Raw genomic sequence first — 17,993 nt, forward strand, 5'->3', positions numbered from 1 at the left:
TTGCTATGGCCTTTCAAATATTATTAAACATTGTCATTGCGCTCATTTGGGCCTTTCTACAAAACAGCTATACTGGTGTTGACTTTTTAGTCGGTTATGTTATTGGGATTTTGATACTCTATGTATTAAGACGTTTCTTACAATTTGATTTTTACTTTCGCAGAGTTTGGGCTTTTATGAAGTTAACGCTCCTCTTTTTCAAAGAGCTTATCCTAGCGAATGTTGATGTTATCAAAATCGTATTAAGTCCAAAATTAGATATCCAGCCTGGAATCATTGAGGTTCCGACAAAACTCAAAACAGACTGGGAATTAACTTTACTTGCGTCTCTTATTTCTCTGACACCAGGAACTTTATCTATGGATTTTTCCGATGATAATAAATTCATCTATATTCATTCGATCCATGTTCCTGATAAGGAGGAAATGATTCGTCAAATCCACGATACATTCGAACGTGCCATTTTGGAGGTGACAGGATAATGTTTCACATCATCTTAATGGTTAGCTTAGCAGCAATGTCGTTATCATTATTCGTCTGCTTCGTTCGTACTGTCATCGGACCGACTATGCCAGACCGTATTGTAGCCTTGGATTCTCTAGGCATTAACCTTATTGGTTTTATTGGAATCTTAATGATTGTTCAAGAGACCATTGCTTATTCAGAGGTTATTCTTGTTATTAGTATTTTAGCTTTTATTGGAACGATTGCTTTATCAAAGTTTATCGAAAGGGGTGTTGTATTTGACCGCGATTGAGATTATTTTAAGTATCTTTATTCTTAGCGGAGCCTTCCTAAGCGTGCTTGGTTCAATCGGGTTAATACGCTTCCCTGATGTTTATGGACGTACTCACGCAGCTACGAAAAGTGCAACACTCGGTGTCATTTCAATCATGATAGCAACGTTTCTATTTTTCCTATTCATTGAAGGAATTTTTGTAGGTAAGATTTTGCTTGCTATTCTGTTTGTTTTCTTAACTGCACCTGTTGCTGCTTTAATGGTAGCTAGAGCCGCTTACCGTACTGGAGTACCTCTTTGGGAAAAGAGTACCCAAGAACGATTTGAAAAAAATGTACGAAAAGAAACTGAATGAACCACAATAACAATAAACACCCCGAGCTAAGTCCCCGGGGTGTTTCTATTACTCTTGTTCTTTTCCTAATTGAACGGCTTCTGCTAATAAATCGACAATATGGACAGAACGCACTTCCTCTGAAAGCCCTTCTCTTTCGACTCCCAATTTCATTTGTAGCAAACAACCAGGATTAGCTGTAACAATCGTTGTCGCTCGTGTTGCTTTCATATGATCCATTTTTGCATCAATAATCTGTGTTGACATCTCTGGTTGGAGAATATTGTAGACACCAGCTGAGCCACAACAACGATCTGACTCTTTCATCTCCTTATACGTAATGCCCTCAATCATTTGTAACAATTTCCTTGGTGGTGTCCCTGCATTCATCACATTACGTAAGTGACAGGAGTCCTGATACGTTACAACTTGTGCAGGCAGTTTCATTTTGGGTAATCCGACTTCTAATAAGATTTCTGATATATCTTTTATTTTACCAGCAAATAATTTGGCGCGCTCATGCCACTCGGGCTCATCTTTTAATAAATGGTCGTATTCCACTAAAAGTGCCCCGCAACCACCTGCATTCGAAATGATAAAATCAACATCTTCCTGTTCAAATGATAGAATATTCTTTTTAGCTAGTTCTCTAGCTTTTTCTTTTTCACCTGAATGTGCGTGTAAGGCTCCACAACAATTTTGCTGCTTCGGAATCACAATTTCACATCCAGCTTCTTTTAACAAAAATAACGTAGCATCATTCGTTTTCATAAACATCGTATCCATTAAACACCCTGAAAAAAACGCTACTTTCTTTTTAACCGTGCCTTCAGGCTCGATATGAGTAGGACGATTTTTCATTTCCTTCGGCGAAGGGATTTCAGGCAAAATCTTTTCCATTGTCCCTAAATTTCCAGGCATAATATTTAAGATTTTTGAATGCTGGACGACCTTTTGTACTCCTGATTGCTGATACAACCATAACATACTATTTAAGCCTCTCATTCGGTTTTGATAAGGGAAAAGACCATTAAACACTGATTTCCGAAGGACCTTAGCTGGAATGCTATGCTTCTTATGCTTATTCAAAATATCACGAGCTTCTTCTAACAAATGGCCATATTTCACTCCAGATGGGCAAGCAGGCTCACATGCACGGCATCCTAGACAGAGATTTAATTGTTGTTCAAAATCTTCATCTGGCTTCTTTTTACCATCGACAACGGCTTTCATTAATGCGATTCGTCCCCTAGGTGATGCTGCTTCACTTTGCCCTGTTTCTCCATAGGTCGGACAAGATGGCAAACAAAAGCCACAGCGCATACAGTTCATTAATTCATCATAATCCATACGTTCTGTAAACTCTTGTCTTACTTTTTCTTGTTGTTTGGTTATCGTCATTTTTGAACCACCACCCGTTTTTTTGTTTCTTTTGCAAACATCTTACCTGGATTCATAATATTATTAGGGTCAAAAGCAAATTTTAATGTTTTCATCGCTTCAACACCTTCTTCCCCTAACTTCCAAGCAAGGTATGGTGACTTCATGACTCCTACACCGTGCTCTCCTGTGATGGTCCCACCTAATTCAATCGCCTTGGCAAAAATCTCCGCAAATGCTTCCTCAACTCGATGAATTTCCTCTTCATTCCTAGCATCTGTCATACACGTTGGGTGTAAGTTCCCATCACCTGCATGACCAAATGTACAAATCTCGACGTCAAACTTTTTGGCTATTTCGTTAATGGCATGCACCATTTCTGCAATTTTAGAACGTGGAACGGTCGCATCCTCTAAAATGGTTGTAGGTTTCTTTCTTGCTAAAGCAGAAAGAGCAGCACGTCTTGCCGTCGTCAAAGCGAGTCCTTCCTCCTCTGTTTTCGCAACTTGGATCGATAGTGCATTGGAGTGCTCACAAACCTCTTTCATTTTCTCCATATCTCTTTCGACAATTTCACTAGGACCATCTTGTTCAATGAGCAAAACGGCTCCTACATCGGTCGGCAAGCCAATTTTCGCAAAATCTTCAACAACCTCTAAGGTTCCTTGATCTAAAAATTCTAGGGTAGCTGGAATGATTTTATTCGATATAATCGCTTGTACAGCTGCTCCCGCTCCCTCCAAACTATCAAATAATACGAGCATTGTTTTCTTTGTTTCTGGTGTAGGAATTAACTTAAGAGTCGCTTCGGTAATAATTCCTAGCGTCCCTTCTGATCCAACCATTAATCTTGTAAAATCATAGCCAGCTACATCTTTTGCTAGTTTCCCCCCAGTTCGAATCACTTCACCATTAGGCAATACAATCTCAAGACCCATCACATAATCTCGCGTCACCCCATATTTAAGTCCTCTTAAGCCACCAGAATTCTCATTTATATTTCCTCCAATTGTTGAAATTTTCATCGAGCTTGGATCTGGTGGATAAAATAATCCCTTCTCCTCGACTGCGTTGATCAAGTCTAACGTAATCATACCTGGTTGAACTGTAACGGTTAAGTTCTCTTCATCAATCTCGATCATTTTGTTCATATGTGTAAAGAGTAAAACAATGCCCCCTTCAAGCGGACAAGTTCCTGCACATAAATTGGTACCTGATCCTCTTGGGACAATAGGGACTTTATATTCGTTACAGACTTTTACAATGTCTTGAACTTCACTTGTATTTTTAGGTTTTAGTACTGCATCTGGCATTGCTTGATAATTCGGAGTTGCGTCATACGAATACACAACTAAGTTCTCTTCTGAATCAAAAAAATTGTCTTCGCCAACAATTGCGATCAACTTTTGTTTCACATTTTGATCTAACATATCTTTACACTCTCCTGGTTCATTCTCATGACTATATGGATAGTATAAAAAAAAGAACCCTTTTAATCTATGTATATATACACAAAATAAAAGCGTTTTCTATTATGGTTATTTAGTTTTTTATCTAATGTTTTCATTGTAATACCATAATGCTACATACAATGTAACGAGTTCTTTCGTCTCTTTTAGGTGACACCCCGAAAGTTCTTGGATGCGTTTCAGACGGTAATGAAGCGTGTTGATGTGAACATGAAGAGTAGTAGCTGATTCCTTAACAGACAGCTGATGATCAAAGTATGTTTCCAACGTTTCGAGTAATTCCGGCTCATCAAGTAATTTTCCTAAAACTTGATTTGTAAGCTTCTGTTTCGTCACAGATGAAATTTCATTAAGAGCAATTTCTAATGTTAACGAGTCATAAAAAATAATCCTATTTTCCGTTTTTACATTCAATGCTTGTTTTGCTTCATTATAAGCCATTGATAAGCTAGAAGCATTATGAACACGACTTACGCCAGAACGAATACTAACCATATGAGCCTGTACAACCGCTTGATTTAATCGTTCTAACATATGTCTTAGTTCATTTTCAGAGTGGATTTTTGCTGAGATAAGCAAGACAAATCGTCCATTTCCCCACCGCGCACTAATATCTTTTGATTCATTAGGAAGCAAGACACGAATTCTTTGCATCATGTCTTGTTCCAAATATGTTTCTGTTAATTCTTTGCCTTCCTGTTCCAATTGAATCAAAACACAATAACGTGCTTCACTCATCTCAATCCCTAAGATGTCACCTCGTTCAAGGAATTCATCTGAAAGGGTTTCAGAGTGCAACCACTCGTATACATATGTTTCTAATCCTCGTAGTTTAGAATCCAGCTTCTCAGCTGCATATGCCTCTTGAATAATGAGTTCCGTCATTCTTTGTATTAGTTCTCCGTATCTAACCGTAGCTGGTTGGGACCCCGTAATACCGATGACCCCAATTACTTTCGTTTGAAAATGGATTGGTAAGTTTAATCCTACCTTCACCCCTTTTAAAAGTAATAAGTCATGGTCTGTGATGATCCGCTTTTTGCCACTATGAATAACTTCTTTCCCTCCTTCGTGAAAAGACCCCACCCGACTTGAATCACTTCCTGCTATAATGATTCCTTCTGCATTTATTACAATCACTTCTTCTTCAATGACTTTGGAGACTTCTGTTACGATTCGTTGAGCAACGTGTTTTAGTAATCTCAATGATTCCTCTCCTCTACTTTTAGTTGCGCAATGGCTTCTCCCATTTTGACATCGCTATTTTCCGTCACATTTACATGAGTAAGAATTCCTTCTTCTAAAAGTAAGACAACAGTTGAACCGAACGAAAAATAAGCCATCTCTTCTCCTTTATGAACTCTTTCCTTTTTATGAGTTAGTTCAATTGTATTAATATTCATTGCTCCAACTTTGACTACAGCCACCTTCTTCTGATTCACATCTAGTTCAGTAATGACTCGGTAATTTTTGGAGAGCGGCCTTTTTCCATACCGTAAGCCCATATTGTTAACTGGATAGGAAAGCTTCCCTAACTTCCATTGACGTGTAATAATTCCATCAACTGGGCTATGAATTCTGTGATAATGACTCGGGCTCAAGTATAGAATAAAGTAATAACCATTTATATAGTTCGCTGCAGCCTCTTTAGATCCAAGCATTTCGTTTACATCATATGTTTGTCCTTTCACATGAAAGGTTGTTTCTTTCTCTAGAGATCCATGCTGTGCAAGGATTCCATCAACTGGACTGATTAAACTGTCAACCTCTTGATCAATAGGTCTGGATTCCGACTTAAGTTGACGAATAAATAAATCATGTAAATGTTGATATTCGTGTATTGGTTGATTCATTTCAGAGACATTCAAACGAAACGTACGTGCGAATGGTTTAACTAGTGGCTTACTTAATTTAGATGTTGAAAACTTTTTTAGTGCTAATGATGTTACACGGTGATTTGTTAGTTCAATACATGAACGAAATAAAAATTTTTTCAAGACGATTCCCCCAATTTACAATCAGCTTAAACATATTTTGTGAGCTAGTCGTGTCGTTAAACGTGTGGTATGATTAGATATTAAGAAGAATTTTATCATTTTTTAGTTTTTATAGTTTTGCATAAATTCATGCAAGGAGTCGATGAAATGTTCCTTTTACATCAATTGGATCATACCGTCAAAAAGGTAAAAGGGCAAATAGCCAACGCGTTAACCCTTTTAAATTTAGGACTAGGTGCTTTTGCTATCATGTTTATTTTACAAAATGAGTTAAAGTTAGGTCTTTTGTTTATTACGATTGCTGCTCTTACCGATCGTTTAGATGGAGCAGCTGCAAGACGGTTTAACAGCACATCAGAATTTGGTAAACAATTGGATTCTCTAAGTGATATCATTTCGTTTGGTGTAGCTCCTGCCTTTTTATTATACCAGGCTATTTTATTTAGTTTTGGGTTACCAGGTATGTTTGTTACTATTTTCTTTATTGCTTGTGGGGCAATAAGACTTGCCCGTTTTAACATTACAGAAAGTACAGGCTTTTTTGTTGGACTTCCTATAACTGCTGCAGGTTGTATTTTAACATTTCAACTGCTTTTAGTCCCTTATATCGGTGCATTTTACTTTATGGTTATTACGCTAATATTAGCCGTACTAATGATTTCTTCATTTACCGTCCGAAAAATGTAAATGGCAAATGATTAGTTTCACTTACAAGTTCGGGGGTATGCAAAAAGGATGATAAGCCTTTAGCATACCTCTCAAAACTTTTTTACAAAAAACTCTACAATGTTTCAAATTTTAGTAGATTGTGTCAAAAAAAGTGAAAAAATTGGGTATTAATGCTTTTATTTCCGTTGAAACTCTTGACACCACTAGGGTTTCATTATTAAATAAGGTTGCGGCATTATTTTTAGCTTGTCGAAAGTAGACAGTTATTAAAAATCAGAATGAGCACTTTATCAATAGATAAAGCGTTTTTCAAAACATGGTACGAAAGGGAGTTTTTTTCATGAACAAAACAGATCTTATTAATGCAGTAGCTGAGCAAGCTGACCTTTCTAAAAAGGATGCTTCAAAAGCAGTAGACGCAGTATTTGACAGCATTACAGCAGCACTAGTTGAAGGTGGAAAAGTTCAACTTGTTGGCTTCGGTAGCTTTGAAGTACGTGAGCGTTCTGCTCGTAAAGGACGTAACCCACAAACTGGACAAGAAATTGAAATTCCAGCTACAAAAAACCCTGCATTTAAGCCTGGTAAACAACTAAAAGACGCTGTAAACGAATAAGAAATGAAACGTAACGATGGGACAAGCTCCCATCGTTTTTTATTTTCCTCCTTCATATAATGCGTGTAGACAACATAAAGTGGATAGAGTCTACATTAAGGGAGGTTATAGATTTGAATCAATTCTATCAATCCGCGTTATTTGAGCATCGTTTTTGGTTACAGGTGTTAGGAGATCATTCTAGATTTATTCGCGACACTCTTTCACCGACCGAAGGAGAGTTTGTTAATAAAGCTGTCCAGTTCATTCAAATTTTTGATTCACTACTTGAAAAGAGTAGACAATCGTTATCAGTTGAACAATTGCAACGTTTAACTGAAGAAGCATATTCAGAAGCTACCTCAATTAGAGAGTTTAAACTCGATATAATCCGTGAGCACTTAGTCGGTGATGTCACGATCGAGTTAAGCCCTACTTTCTTAAATCATATGGTTAATGAGGTCGATGAATACTTACGAATCCTCCCTTACTTGCTAGAACAACAGGAGCCTCCTATCTGTCATCCTCTGCATCATCATTTAGTATGGTTACTTGATGCTGCTGGTCATGCTGGTGGGATTACAGATTCCTTAGATTTAGTGGAAAAACAACTTCAAGCAAAAAGCGAAGCCTTTACAGAACGTTTTGAACATTATTATATAAAAGCAGTTGAAATGGCTGGTTATTTACGAGCTAATGTCGATCAATTTCCAGCTCTAGAACGGTTTAATGAAAATGTGAAGCTAGAGCTTATTTTATTTAAAACATTTTTAAACGAATTGGAAGAGTTGGAAATGACTAATAAATTACTAGGAACGCTCGATCAATTAATGGCGGACCATATGGCACGTGAAGAATGCTATTACTTAGAAAAATTAGCACAATCTGCTCAACTTGAAACCCCAGATTGTGACCCTACGAAGCCTCGTTCTAAAAATTGATCATCAAAGGGCTGCTAAAAGGTATCTACTCATGTGATCGTAGATATTTGAAAGCAGTCTTTTTTTAATATATTAACAGACAAATCCCCTCATCTTCCAAACCAATTTAAACGCTTACTTCAAGTGAAAACGGTTTAATTTAGTGAATTTAAAGTTTTTTCAGAAAAATATATTGATTCGCATGTAAGAAATGGTTACAATACAATTCATACTTAGATTTTTCAGACTATTGGAGGAAATATACATGTTTACTTTTTTATTTGCTATTGCTCTTCTTATTGTTGGTTATTTTACATATTCGAAGGTTGTTGAGCGTATCTTTGGAATTAATGATGAGAACCAAACACCTGCTTATTCGAATTCAGATGCCATTGACTATACACCTATGCCATGGTGGAAAGCTAGCTTAATTCAATTATTAAATATCGCTGGTCTTGGCCCCATTTTTGGTGCAGTAGCTGGAGCTCTATACGGACCTGTCGCTTTTATTTGGATTGTCATTGGTTGCCTTTTTGCCGGAGCTGTTCATGATTATTTCTCTGGAATGTTATCTTTGCGCCATAACGGTGCACAGTTTCCTAGTCTAGTTGGCCGTTATCTCGGAAACACGATGCGTGTTTTCATTAACGTTGTCTCAATTATTCTAATGGTTCTTGTTGCTGCGGCCTTTACTGCAGGACCTGCTCAGTTAATTGCTAGCTTAACACCGCTAACGTTTACCGCTGCCATTATTCTTATTTTTGCTTATTTTCTAGTAGCTGCGGTGCTACCCGTTAACAAAGTAATTGGACGTATTTATCCGTTTTTCGGTGCGATTTTAATTTTCATGGCTGTTTCCATTGGGGTGGCCCTTCTTTTAACAGATCGCTCCATTCCAAATCTGACATTATCGAATTTACATCCTGGTGAATTACCAATTTGGCCATTGCTTATGGTAACCATCTCGTGTGGTGCGATCTCAGGTTTCCATAGTACACAAAGTCCGATCTTAGCACGAACAATCAAAAAAGAATCACATGGAAGAAAAGTATTTTATGGTGCTATGGTTGCAGAAGGAGTAATTGCATTAATCTGGGCTGCGGCCGGAATGACGTTCTTTGGAGGAACTGGTGGCCTTCAAGAAGCACTTGCTGCTGGTGGACCAGCTGGTGTAGTAAATGAAATTTCGACAACATTACTTGGTACACTTGGTGGAATACTTGCTATTTTAGGTGTTATTATCTTACCTATTACAACTGGAGATACAGCTTTACGTTCATCACGTATGATGGTCTCTGAACTCTTAACAAAGTTCTTTAAAGTTCGTGGATTAAAAGGAATCCTGTTTGCAACGATCCCCGTAACGATCCCTGCATTCTGGCTCTCAACGATTGACTACACATTCCTGTGGAGATACGTTGGAGGTACGAATCAATTAGTTGCAACAGTAATGCTTTGGACTGCAACGATGTATTTATTAGAGAAACAAAAATTTCATTGGATTTGCGGAATTCCAGCTTTGTTTATGACGGCTGTTGTCTCTACGTATTTTCTATATGCACCAGAAGGGTTCTCACTGCCTTATGAGTTGTCTCTTAGCATTGGAGGCGTCATAACTGTGATCATTGCCATTTGGTATATCAGTAAAGTTCGAAAAAATAAACAATTAACTGAGCAAACGAGCAATTCAAACGTTGCCTAAGAATAAGATGCCAAGTTGGAAGATTCCACTCGGCATCTTTTTTTGTGACGATTATTTCTCCCTCAAACGCGCAACCTAAAAGTGATTTATTCTAGAGGAGTGATCGCATGAAATTTTCGGAGATTCAATCAAAACAATCAAACGGACAACCATCTCAAACTCAGAATCATCAACCAGGCTTAGAAAGCCAGATGAACCCTCTCCCTATTTATGATGATCCAAATTATAAAGGAAGTGGAAAATTAACAAATAAAGTTGTCCTTATTACTGGTGGAGATAGCGGGATTGGACGAGCTGTTGCAATTGCTTTTGCAAAGGAAGGTGCAACGATCACGATTGTTTACCTTGAAGAGCATGAAGATGCCAAGCAAACAAAAGAAGCCATTGAATCATACGGTGGCAAATGTCTCCTTTTAGCAGGAGATGTTGGGGATGAGCATTTTTGCAAAAAAGCTGTGCAAGAAACCATCTCAGCCTTCGGACAGTTAGACTGTCTCATCAACAATGCTGCAGAACAATATTATCAAGAAAATATTGAAGACATTTCAACAGAACAATTAGAGCGTACATTCAAAACGAATATCTTTTCATGTTTTCATTTGATCAAAGCGGCAATGCCTCATTTAAAGCAAGGCAGTACCATCATAAATACGGCTTCAATTGTTGCGTATAAAGGTAACCCCGTTCTTATGGACTACGCATCAACGAAAGGTGCAATGGTTGCTCTTACTCGCTCTTTATCTCATAGTATTGTCTCAAAAGGAATTCGGGTAAACGCAGTTGCGCCAGGGCCCATTTGGACACCGTTAATCCCGGCATCCTTCCCTGCAGACCAAGTAGCCTCTTTTGGCACGAGTACTCCTTTAGGAAGACCTGGTCAGCCAGCTGAATTAGCACCAAGCTACGTATATTTAGCATCTGATGACTCTTCCTATGTAACAGGACAAGTTCTTCATGTCAATGGTGGAGAAGTCATTAACGGATGAATACAGGCTACTCAATCTCGCTAATAAGAGTTGAGTAGCTTTTTGTCGATTCTTAATAATCAAAAAATGAAGGATTTTCTTTGATTTTGTCAAATTTATAAAGTACATCATAGTTCTATAATGATTTCTCAGAAAGTGGTGAATTGCTTTATGTCAACCAATCCTCACCGAACAAATTCTCTCTCCGAAATGGTCGTTACTTTTTTAGAAAAAAATGAATCGGAATTTCTTACCAAATGGCAAGAGAGCATTTCAATTGAGCCTACGGACATACACAAAGAAAAAGTGAAAAGAAATGGTTACTTCATGTACCTGTTAGTAAAGAAAACATTACGAGAAACCATTACCGAAGATGAAGTAATACATTTAGCCTACAAAGTAGCAAAAGAACGAGTTGAAGCAAAGAGTAACATCGGAGATTTTGTTTACAATGTAAACCTAGGACGATCCATACTTATTACATTTACTTTGCAATCAGGAGCAAGTCTTGAGCAAGTTACAGATCTTACGAATAAAATTAATGAACAATTTGATCGATTTTGTTATTATGCTGTAAAAAAATACACAGAAATGAAAGAATTCGAATTAGAGCAAAAAAACTTATTTATAAGTCAAACCCATAAAGACAGGCTTTCTATTTTAGGTCAAATGTCTTCAAGCTTCGTCCATGAGTTTCGTAATCCACTTACTTCAGTTATTGGTTTTAATAAATTATTACGTTCTGAGTATCCAAATCTCAAATACTTAGATATTATCGAACTTGAATTAGATCAGTTGAAATTTAGAATTACCCAGTTTTTACACACATCGAAGTTCGAGCTCGTAGATCATTCAAAAGAAAAAATTCAAATTAGGCCGTTGTTAGATGATATCATACACTTTCTTTATCCAAGTATCGTTGATAATGATGTTGTCGTATCCGCTTGTATAGAAGAAGATATTGAGCTGTTTGCTTATAAAGATGAACTTAAGCAAGTGTTTTTAAATGTATTATTTAATTCCATCGATGCTGTTGTGCAGCGAGAGAAGCCTCGAGAAATCCATGTAGCAGGTTATAAAGATGAAAACCATGCTTTTATTGAAATTACGAATAACGGACCAATGATCCCCATTGCAGTCCAAGAGACAATTTTTGAACCATTTTATACAACGAAGGAACTTGGGACGGGGATTGGTTTGTTTGTTTGTAGAAAAATTATTGAAAAACATTCAGGCCAGTTAAGTTTTTCTTCTAGTGAAGAGAAGACCAGTTTTTTTATTTGTCTGCCGTTAAGTTAAAACTAAACTGTGTGGATGCCCGGTAGCCTCCTTGGCTGTAGCCTGCAAGGTCTCACACGCGGGTCACTGGTCCCGCAAGAGTCAAGTGACTTCCTCTCCATTCCACTTAGAAAACATAAAAAACGAGTGTGACCCTCATGGGAGTCACACTCGACTTCTTACTAACTATATCTAAACCCTACGAAAAAGCTTCTAGGCCAAACACAAAATGTGCAATCAAAAATACAATGATCATCATGACGATTCCAAAAGCAAGGCCCATAATAGGCTCACTTATCTCATGGCTCATTTCCTTCTTTTTTCGCACAATCTTCATCTCCTTTTCTAATAAATTTAGATCAAGGATGATGAAGAGAAAAAGCTACTCTGAAACTTAATGGTTATAAGGTTTCCATTTACTTTTAATAAGGGAATGGACGAGTTTAGAAATTCCCTAACGAGTTTACTGTAACGATTAATAATTTTTACATACAATGTCCCTACTAAAAGGCTTGATGCAGACACTGATGTAGAAGAATGTAACCCTCCGATATTACCACTATTTGCATGTTCGGCAATAACAGGTGAATCAAAACTACCAGCTTCCGTTCCTGTATCGGCTAGCGGACTAAATGAAGGAAGGATGAAACTTATTAATAAGCTTACAATGACAATCATTTTATATGCCATAATGTCACCCATTTTTCTAATTGCCTAAGGTTTCTTTCACATACGAGTATACTCTACTGTCTTGTGAATTTCCTCCAAGAAAGTATATATCATTTCTTCTGCTCCAACAATGATTTTCTTTTTATCCCAGTGGTTTCTGTTACAAATGACGCTTCTAATATAGCTCCTTTATCAACAGACAATACCGTTTCTTTCAGTTTCGGATATATAAACCGGTCTGTTATGCAGTAAATCAACTGCATCTGCTCCCCAGAATATCCACCTTTCCCACTGAGATATGTAATCGCAATGCCTAGATCTTCATTTAACTTTTGACCTATTTCTTCAGGTTTTTCCGAAATGATCATGACAGATTTTCCTTGGTTAATGCCATCTAAAATAAAATCAATCACTTTTGAAACGATAAAAAAGACGGCAACAGAGAACATGGCTTGTTCTAACGAAAACACAAAGGCAGCAAAAGATAATATGACAAAATTAATTAACAATAGAAATTTGCTTATCGGGATATGGTATTTTTTATTTGCCCAAATCGCGAGCATTTCAGTCCCGTCAATCGCTCCTCCTACTTTCACAACTAAACCAATCCCCACTCCAAGTAGGAGCCCGCCATACAATACGATCAAAACTTCAGACGTAGTAATAGGAGAAAAAGGAGCAAAGTAGATCAAAGCAATTGATGTGATGACATTAGCATACATCGTTCTCACGACAAATTTCTTCCCCATGTACTTCCCTGCAATGATCAGAGAGGGAATGTTCAATACTATGAAGGTCATCCAAATGGGTACGTTTACCATTGCATTTGTCATAATTGAGATAGCTGTGACTCCTCCATCTACTAATCCATTCGGAGCCAATATTAATTCAAGACCTACTGCAACAATAATAGAACCAATTGTTAAAAGAATATAATCGAATACTTTATACACACTCCACCACCAAATTATGCCCCAAATTTTATTGTTCTGATCCCCAACACCTTTAACATATACAGATTGGTGGATAGGATATCGCTCTGACATCTTTATTCTTAGTACCTCAATTAGATCTGTTGTAATACTACACTACCTAGCCTAGTAACCTTCTGATAAAAATCAGCTATAATAACATTTTTATTTTCACCATCTTCATTTAAATTAAACTTATTCTCATATAAATTAAAAGAAGGACGACCTGATTCTTAGTCGCCCTTCTTTCAATATTTAATTAACTCTTTCCTTGACTCTGCTTATAAAACTCATGAAACAATTTCATTAACGCTCTTTTTTCAATTCTAGAAACGTAGCTACGTGAAATACCAAGCTCTTTCGCAATTTCACGCTGAGTGCGCTCTTCTTCCAAATTCAAGCCGAAGCGACCCACAATCACTTCCTTTTCACGCTCATCTAACACATGGATGAACTTATAAATCTGCGTCTTCTCCATATTCGTTTGAATCACATCAACAATGTCTTCGCCTTCTTCTTGCAGAACATCAATTAACGTAATTTCATTAACACTATGATGTTATCAGTTTATGAAAATACTGATTTAATCACGTTTATAGCTTCTCCTCTTTTATATTTCTCGATGAAATCAATTAAAAGAATCTCTAAGACTCTTTCCACAGTGAAATGATGGTTAGGAAAAAGCTCTGCCATATCTGAAAATAAGATCTCCATTCTAAGTATATCCTCCCGAACCAACCTCATATACACCATTTTTATTTCATCGTTTGGTTGAGGCTTTTTCATCGGATAAAGTGGTTCTGTTTCTTCCTCTCGTTTTTGATAGTATTTAAGCCTAACATTATACGTAGACTTATCTCTTTCCAGAAATAGTTGGTGCATGCCCTTCACATCTTGAGTTTCTCTAACGTGGTCCACGATGTCATCTAAGAGTAGTTGAAGGAGATCATCAGGTCTATACTGTTCTTCAATTAATTTCGTTACGTCATCACATAAGTTTTTCATCCTAAAATAAACATCATCAGGTAAAGATATTTTTATGCTTGCTTTTGAAGGGGTAATCAATTTAAGAAATGGCGACCGTCCTTTTATCTCAGCTTGCATTAAATTTCTTTCACTATATGCCCTCAAAGATAATCTCTCCTCTCTCCAATCGTAATTCTTGCATGAAGATTCTGTGTGCTACTTTGCGAATGCTTCGACACCCCCATAAGGCAGCATAATAAGCAATTTGTTCTTCTAGAAAAACATCTACTTTCACATGGACTGTATCTTTTAAATTTTGATATTCAACTTCGTAAAATTCAGAGTGTCTCGATAACGCTGTTTTTAAGACCTTTGTGCAGTATTCTGTTTCGGTTTCCCTTCGCTCGATTGAAGCTCTAATAATAAATTCTTTCTCATCTTTCGTAACAGGAATTTTAATATCGCGTTTTTTATCTGAGCGAGTTCTTCTGGAGACGTCTTTTTTCTTCTGGTTAAGCATTGGATTGATATGCACCCTACTACACCACCTTCACTTTTTAAAAATAACCTCCCTTAGCTCTGGGTAACTCGGTAAACAGGTAACTTGGTAAAAATAATGTACGAAAGAGAGGAGGGACGTCACACACCCCCGCCCCCGAACTTAATAGATACCCCTCCACCCGGACTAAACACTTTTGGACTAGCTATAGGTTGTTCCTCTACTCTTCTTTTCTGGTACCTTGGTTGTTCTTTTGAAATCGCCTTTTCTATAATCTGAGGCTCATTTACTACAGTTGCTTTTTGATTTAACCAAAGCTCATCTTGACCTTCTGACCACAATGGAACTGGCAAAGACATCCCTTTCTTTAAGTATGGTTCTACTATTCTAGAAAACTGTTCCGTGTGACCAGCAATAAAAAGAGCAGCTCTTATGATTTGACTCTTATCTAGATGGGTGGAATTAAACACATTTTCAACATACTGCTTATAAGCATCATCATATCTAACGGTTGGTCTATACATCTAAAATCCCTCCTGACGTCTTATTGACGTGTTTTGACGCACATTGCTATATCAAGATGTATACATATTGTCTACTATTGCGACGTCTTGTGTGTCTTTAATAAAAAAGTATTAAATTTGTACAATGATTAGAACTATTAATACAAAAAAATTTTATACTTTATCAACCCTGTTTTATAAGAACCAACAATTTATTTTTACAAATAAAGGATAAGAAGAAAAGAGATAGAATATCTTTTATTAAGGAGGTAATGACCTTGCTAAAACCTAGAATAAAAGTTAAATTGGCTGAGTTAGAACTTCAGCAAGTGGACATAGCGGAAGAGTTTAGTGTTAGTAAGATGACCTTTAGCAACTGGGCAACCGGAAAGTCACGACCGAGTTTAGAGCAGGCTTTTAAGTTGGCTAAGAGGCTTGATTGCTTAGTAGATGATTTATGGGATTATAAGGAGGATAAAGATGAGTCTTAAATCAACGATCTATAAAATATTGCGGATTTGGAATGACGTAGACGCTGTTAGAAAAGGAAGGGTAGGAAAGCGGATTGGAAGACGTGTGGCAGGTAAAGCAACAGGAAAGGCTATGAAAAAACTGTTCAAATAAAAACCTTTATGACTTCTAATTTCAAATCAAAAAAAGAGAGTCAGATAAGATTTTGTAGGGGTAATATGTCGGAGTGGAACTCCTTATTTCTTCTCTTGAAACCATTGATTTGATAAGCTTTTTACAACTTAGGTTGACTACCTTGGTAGTTAAGTGAACTGGGACACTATTTTTTTGTCCCAGTTGAAGTTTTGGAGACCAACAGTAGTTACTGATAATAGTAACTACTGTTTCTTTCGTAACTACTGTTGGTTTCTGTTATTAGTTACTATTAAAAAAGTCGGTTCCACGTTTGCGGACCGACAATACCGTCTACCATTATACCAGCTGCACGTTGGAACTCACGAACTGCTGCTTCTGTGATCGGGCCGTACCAACCATCAATCGCCACTCCTAAAATAGCTTGGACAGCTTCGATGTCTTTCCCTCTCATCATAGGAATTGTACGTCTTAACAAGCGAGAGTATTTTGGTTTTGACAGCTTATTACCTGCAGCAATCGCACCAAATACTTGCGGACCAGCAATACCGTCAATAATCAAACCATGTTGCTCCTGATAAGCTCTAACAAGTCGCTCTGTCTCATCACCATAAATACCATCAACTTTTGCCCCTACGGCACGCTGGACAACCTCAACATCGGCACCTCTCATGTATGGACGGACATTACGAAGCAAGCGTTGCGAGGACGATGTTTGGACGCCTTTCACTTGCGGCTTGACTTTTTCTTCTTTTACAGGTGATTTGTTGCCAGTTAAAGAGAGTCTTACCTTATTCATATCGATACCAGGACACGCGGTAGATGCACCGCTGAATTCTTTATGACCTAATACATCTTTCTCTTTTAGTCCAAAGCGCTTCATAGCAAGCTTCGTACGTTCTTCAAACGCCTTTTCTTGAGCCTCAGTAAACTTGCCGTTACCAACAAGACAGATATGATAAGTAATGGTGTTATGGTTAGCTATTCCGTTCGTAATCACATTAGGATCATAACATAGTTGAACTGTACCATCCGGAAAGATGATCTCATGGTAACCACCAGTATTCCAACCTAGCCCCTTCCAACGTCCGTTCCAGAAAGCCCAAAAGTCACCACCTGTTGTTGCTGAGTGGTGACGTGCGATTTTAGTAATACGAGATAATGGGCGTGTAGATCTTTTCGGTGTGCGGTCACGAATATCAATAATTTTAGTCATTACTTTTCACTCTCCTCTAATTCTTTTAATAATTTCTTATTTTCTACTGCTTTTTTGGTAATGTCATTGTCTTTCCACGCTGCATATACGGCAAGAACAGCTACAACAAGACTAACAAGACCCTCCACAATATCCTCTGGTACATTAATCCCAAAATAAGTTAACAACGCCACAATCAAGCCGAAAAAACGTGTTATACTCGCTGTATCAAACATCATTGTTTACCCACTCCTTTTAATTGATCAATTCGTCTGTGTGCTTGCTTTGATGACTCTTCAACCCTTGTGACACGCTCTGTTACTTGCGCTAATTGTTTTTCATTCGCTTTTAAATCAATGCGGATGTCATCCACACCTTTACTGATGTAGCCTAATGCTGCTTTGACCTCTGCATCTTGTCGGCTATCTGACTTTACTTCTTTTGTACGGTTGAATTGATAGGCTAAGTAGCTAATAACCAATCCGCATATTGCAACTAATACTCCTAGTTCGATTGACAAATGATCACCGCCTTTGCAT

At 37.5% G+C, this 17,993-nt stretch carries 24 protein-coding genes and 1 pseudogene; 11 read left to right on the plus strand and 14 right to left on the minus strand.

Annotated elements, in window-relative coordinates:
- The first annotated feature begins 5 nt into the window (after window positions 1-5).
- From JCM9140_RS14245 to mnhG, 3 genes are read left to right on the plus strand one after another with little or no spacing between them, the layout of a single operon-like run.
- The gene (locus tag JCM9140_RS14245) at window positions 6-482 is read left to right on the plus strand and encodes a Na+/H+ antiporter subunit E (RefSeq protein ID WP_034747771.1); all 477 of its coding nucleotides are present in this window, start codon (window positions 6-8) and stop codon (window positions 480-482) included.
- On the plus strand, window positions 482-757 hold the full coding sequence (locus JCM9140_RS14250; RefSeq protein WP_034747774.1) for a Na(+)/H(+) antiporter subunit F1: 276 nt from the start codon (window positions 482-484) through the stop codon (window positions 755-757). The genes JCM9140_RS14245 and JCM9140_RS14250 overlap by 1 nt, the downstream gene beginning before the upstream one ends.
- A complete protein-coding gene (gene mnhG / locus JCM9140_RS14255; protein WP_034747777.1) occupies window positions 744-1,094 on the plus strand; it encodes a monovalent cation/H(+) antiporter subunit G in 351 nt (116 codons plus the stop codon). The genes JCM9140_RS14250 and mnhG overlap by 14 nt, the downstream gene beginning before the upstream one ends.
- Window positions 1,095-1,142: 48 nt before the next feature.
- Here mnhG and JCM9140_RS14260 read toward each other — a convergent pair whose 3' ends face one another.
- From JCM9140_RS14260 to JCM9140_RS14275, 4 genes are all read right to left on the minus strand, one after another.
- Window positions 1,143-2,474 (minus strand): (Fe-S)-binding protein, encoded by a 1,332-nt coding sequence (locus JCM9140_RS14260; RefSeq protein WP_034747780.1) that lies wholly within the window; start codon window positions 2,472-2,474, stop codon window positions 1,143-1,145.
- Window positions 2,471-3,883: a glycolate oxidase subunit GlcD gene (gene glcD, locus JCM9140_RS14265; protein WP_034747783.1), complete on the minus strand. Its 1,413-nt coding sequence runs from the start codon at window positions 3,881-3,883 to the stop codon at window positions 2,471-2,473. Before glcD ends, JCM9140_RS14260 begins: the two co-directional genes overlap by 4 nt.
- A 120-nt stretch (window positions 3,884-4,003) precedes the next feature.
- Window positions 4,004-5,128: a CdaR family transcriptional regulator gene (locus tag JCM9140_RS14270; RefSeq protein ID WP_034747786.1), complete on the minus strand. Its 1,125-nt coding sequence runs from the start codon at window positions 5,126-5,128 to the stop codon at window positions 4,004-4,006.
- The gene (locus JCM9140_RS14275; RefSeq protein WP_034747789.1) at window positions 5,125-5,919 is read right to left on the minus strand and encodes a phosphatidylserine decarboxylase; all 795 of its coding nucleotides are present in this window, start codon (window positions 5,917-5,919) and stop codon (window positions 5,125-5,127) included. Before JCM9140_RS14275 ends, JCM9140_RS14270 begins: the two co-directional genes overlap by 4 nt.
- Window positions 5,920-6,066: 147 nt before the next feature.
- Between JCM9140_RS14275 and pssA the strand changes: the two genes are divergently transcribed.
- The 6 genes from pssA (at window position 6,067) to JCM9140_RS14305 (ending at window position 12,069) form a co-directional block, all read left to right on the plus strand.
- Entirely contained in the window at window positions 6,067-6,606 is a 540-nt protein-coding gene (gene pssA, locus JCM9140_RS14280; protein ID WP_034747790.1) for a CDP-diacylglycerol--serine O-phosphatidyltransferase, read from the plus strand.
- A 322-nt stretch (window positions 6,607-6,928) separates the two neighbouring features.
- Window positions 6,929-7,204 (plus strand): non-specific DNA-binding protein Hbs, encoded by a 276-nt coding sequence (gene hbs / locus JCM9140_RS14285; protein WP_034747793.1) that lies wholly within the window; start codon window positions 6,929-6,931, stop codon window positions 7,202-7,204.
- 113 nt (window positions 7,205-7,317) lie between these two features.
- Window positions 7,318-8,124, plus strand: coding sequence for a DUF2935 domain-containing protein (locus JCM9140_RS14290; protein ID WP_034747796.1), 807 nt, complete (start codon window positions 7,318-7,320; stop codon window positions 8,122-8,124).
- A gap of 244 nt (window positions 8,125-8,368) precedes the next feature.
- The gene (locus tag JCM9140_RS14295; RefSeq protein WP_034747799.1) at window positions 8,369-9,805 is read left to right on the plus strand and encodes a carbon starvation CstA family protein; all 1,437 of its coding nucleotides are present in this window, start codon (window positions 8,369-8,371) and stop codon (window positions 9,803-9,805) included.
- 107 nt (window positions 9,806-9,912) lie between these two features.
- Window positions 9,913-10,791, plus strand: a complete 879-nt coding sequence (locus JCM9140_RS14300) for an SDR family oxidoreductase (RefSeq protein ID WP_034747802.1) — start codon at window positions 9,913-9,915, stop codon at window positions 10,789-10,791.
- A gap of 150 nt (window positions 10,792-10,941) precedes the next feature.
- A complete protein-coding gene (locus JCM9140_RS14305) occupies window positions 10,942-12,069 on the plus strand; it encodes a histidine kinase N-terminal domain-containing protein (RefSeq protein WP_034747806.1) in 1,128 nt (375 codons plus the stop codon).
- A 178-nt stretch (window positions 12,070-12,247) separates the two neighbouring features.
- Here JCM9140_RS14305 and JCM9140_RS24935 read toward each other — a convergent pair whose 3' ends face one another.
- The 7 genes and pseudogenes from JCM9140_RS24935 to JCM9140_RS22640 form a co-directional block, all read right to left on the minus strand.
- Window positions 12,248-12,376: a hypothetical protein gene (locus JCM9140_RS24935; protein WP_268870573.1), complete on the minus strand. Its 129-nt coding sequence runs from the start codon at window positions 12,374-12,376 to the stop codon at window positions 12,248-12,250.
- 26 nt (window positions 12,377-12,402) lie between these two features.
- On the minus strand, window positions 12,403-12,738 hold the full coding sequence (locus JCM9140_RS14310; RefSeq protein WP_034747809.1) for a hypothetical protein: 336 nt from the start codon (window positions 12,736-12,738) through the stop codon (window positions 12,403-12,405).
- Window positions 12,739-12,827: 89 nt separating this feature from the next.
- A complete protein-coding gene (locus tag JCM9140_RS14315) occupies window positions 12,828-13,670 on the minus strand; it encodes a YitT family protein (RefSeq protein WP_034747844.1) in 843 nt (280 codons plus the stop codon).
- Window positions 13,671-13,947: 277 nt separating this feature from the next.
- Window positions 13,948-14,235, minus strand: a pseudogene (locus JCM9140_RS14320) (sigma-70 family RNA polymerase sigma factor); the annotation flags it as partial.
- 20 nt (window positions 14,236-14,255) lie between these two features.
- Window positions 14,256-14,819 carry a hypothetical protein gene (locus JCM9140_RS14325; RefSeq protein ID WP_034747813.1) on the minus strand — a complete coding sequence of 188 codons (564 nt, stop codon included), beginning with the start codon at window positions 14,817-14,819 and terminating at the stop codon, window positions 14,256-14,258.
- On the minus strand, window positions 14,806-15,189 hold the full coding sequence (locus JCM9140_RS14330) for a hypothetical protein (RefSeq protein WP_034747816.1): 384 nt from the start codon (window positions 15,187-15,189) through the stop codon (window positions 14,806-14,808). Before JCM9140_RS14330 ends, JCM9140_RS14325 begins: the two co-directional genes overlap by 14 nt.
- Before the next feature lie 104 nt (window positions 15,190-15,293).
- The gene (locus tag JCM9140_RS22640) at window positions 15,294-15,677 is read right to left on the minus strand and encodes a hypothetical protein (protein ID WP_052002281.1); all 384 of its coding nucleotides are present in this window, start codon (window positions 15,675-15,677) and stop codon (window positions 15,294-15,296) included.
- Window positions 15,678-15,934: 257 nt separating this feature from the next.
- Between JCM9140_RS22640 and JCM9140_RS14340 the strand changes: the two genes are divergently transcribed.
- Together JCM9140_RS14340 and JCM9140_RS23835 are read left to right on the plus strand one after the other, a co-directional pair.
- A complete protein-coding gene (locus JCM9140_RS14340) occupies window positions 15,935-16,147 on the plus strand; it encodes a helix-turn-helix transcriptional regulator (RefSeq protein WP_235715363.1) in 213 nt (70 codons plus the stop codon).
- The gene (locus JCM9140_RS23835; protein WP_166485468.1) at window positions 16,137-16,280 is read left to right on the plus strand and encodes a hypothetical protein; all 144 of its coding nucleotides are present in this window, start codon (window positions 16,137-16,139) and stop codon (window positions 16,278-16,280) included. Before JCM9140_RS14340 ends, JCM9140_RS23835 begins: the two co-directional genes overlap by 11 nt.
- Window positions 16,281-16,551: 271 nt before the next feature.
- Here JCM9140_RS23835 and JCM9140_RS22645 read toward each other — a convergent pair whose 3' ends face one another.
- Genes JCM9140_RS22645 through JCM9140_RS14360 form a run of 3 tightly spaced genes read right to left on the minus strand, consistent with a single transcriptional unit; the run spans window position 16,552 to window position 17,974 of the window.
- On the minus strand, window positions 16,552-17,475 hold the full coding sequence (locus JCM9140_RS22645; protein WP_052002282.1) for a peptidoglycan recognition protein family protein: 924 nt from the start codon (window positions 17,473-17,475) through the stop codon (window positions 16,552-16,554).
- Window positions 17,475-17,693 carry a phage holin gene (locus tag JCM9140_RS14355; protein WP_034747822.1) on the minus strand — a complete coding sequence of 73 codons (219 nt, stop codon included), beginning with the start codon at window positions 17,691-17,693 and terminating at the stop codon, window positions 17,475-17,477. The genes JCM9140_RS22645 and JCM9140_RS14355 overlap by 1 nt, the downstream gene beginning before the upstream one ends.
- Complete coding sequence (locus JCM9140_RS14360; RefSeq protein ID WP_034747825.1) at window positions 17,690-17,974, minus strand: hypothetical protein; 285 nt, start codon at window positions 17,972-17,974, stop codon at window positions 17,690-17,692. Before JCM9140_RS14360 ends, JCM9140_RS14355 begins: the two co-directional genes overlap by 4 nt.
- Window positions 17,975-17,993: the final 19 nt, after the last annotated feature.

Source organism: Halalkalibacter wakoensis JCM 9140, from assembly GCF_000513095.1.
GTDB classification, from domain to species: Bacteria; Bacillota; Bacilli; order Bacillales; family Bacillaceae_D; genus Halalkalibacter; species Halalkalibacter wakoensis.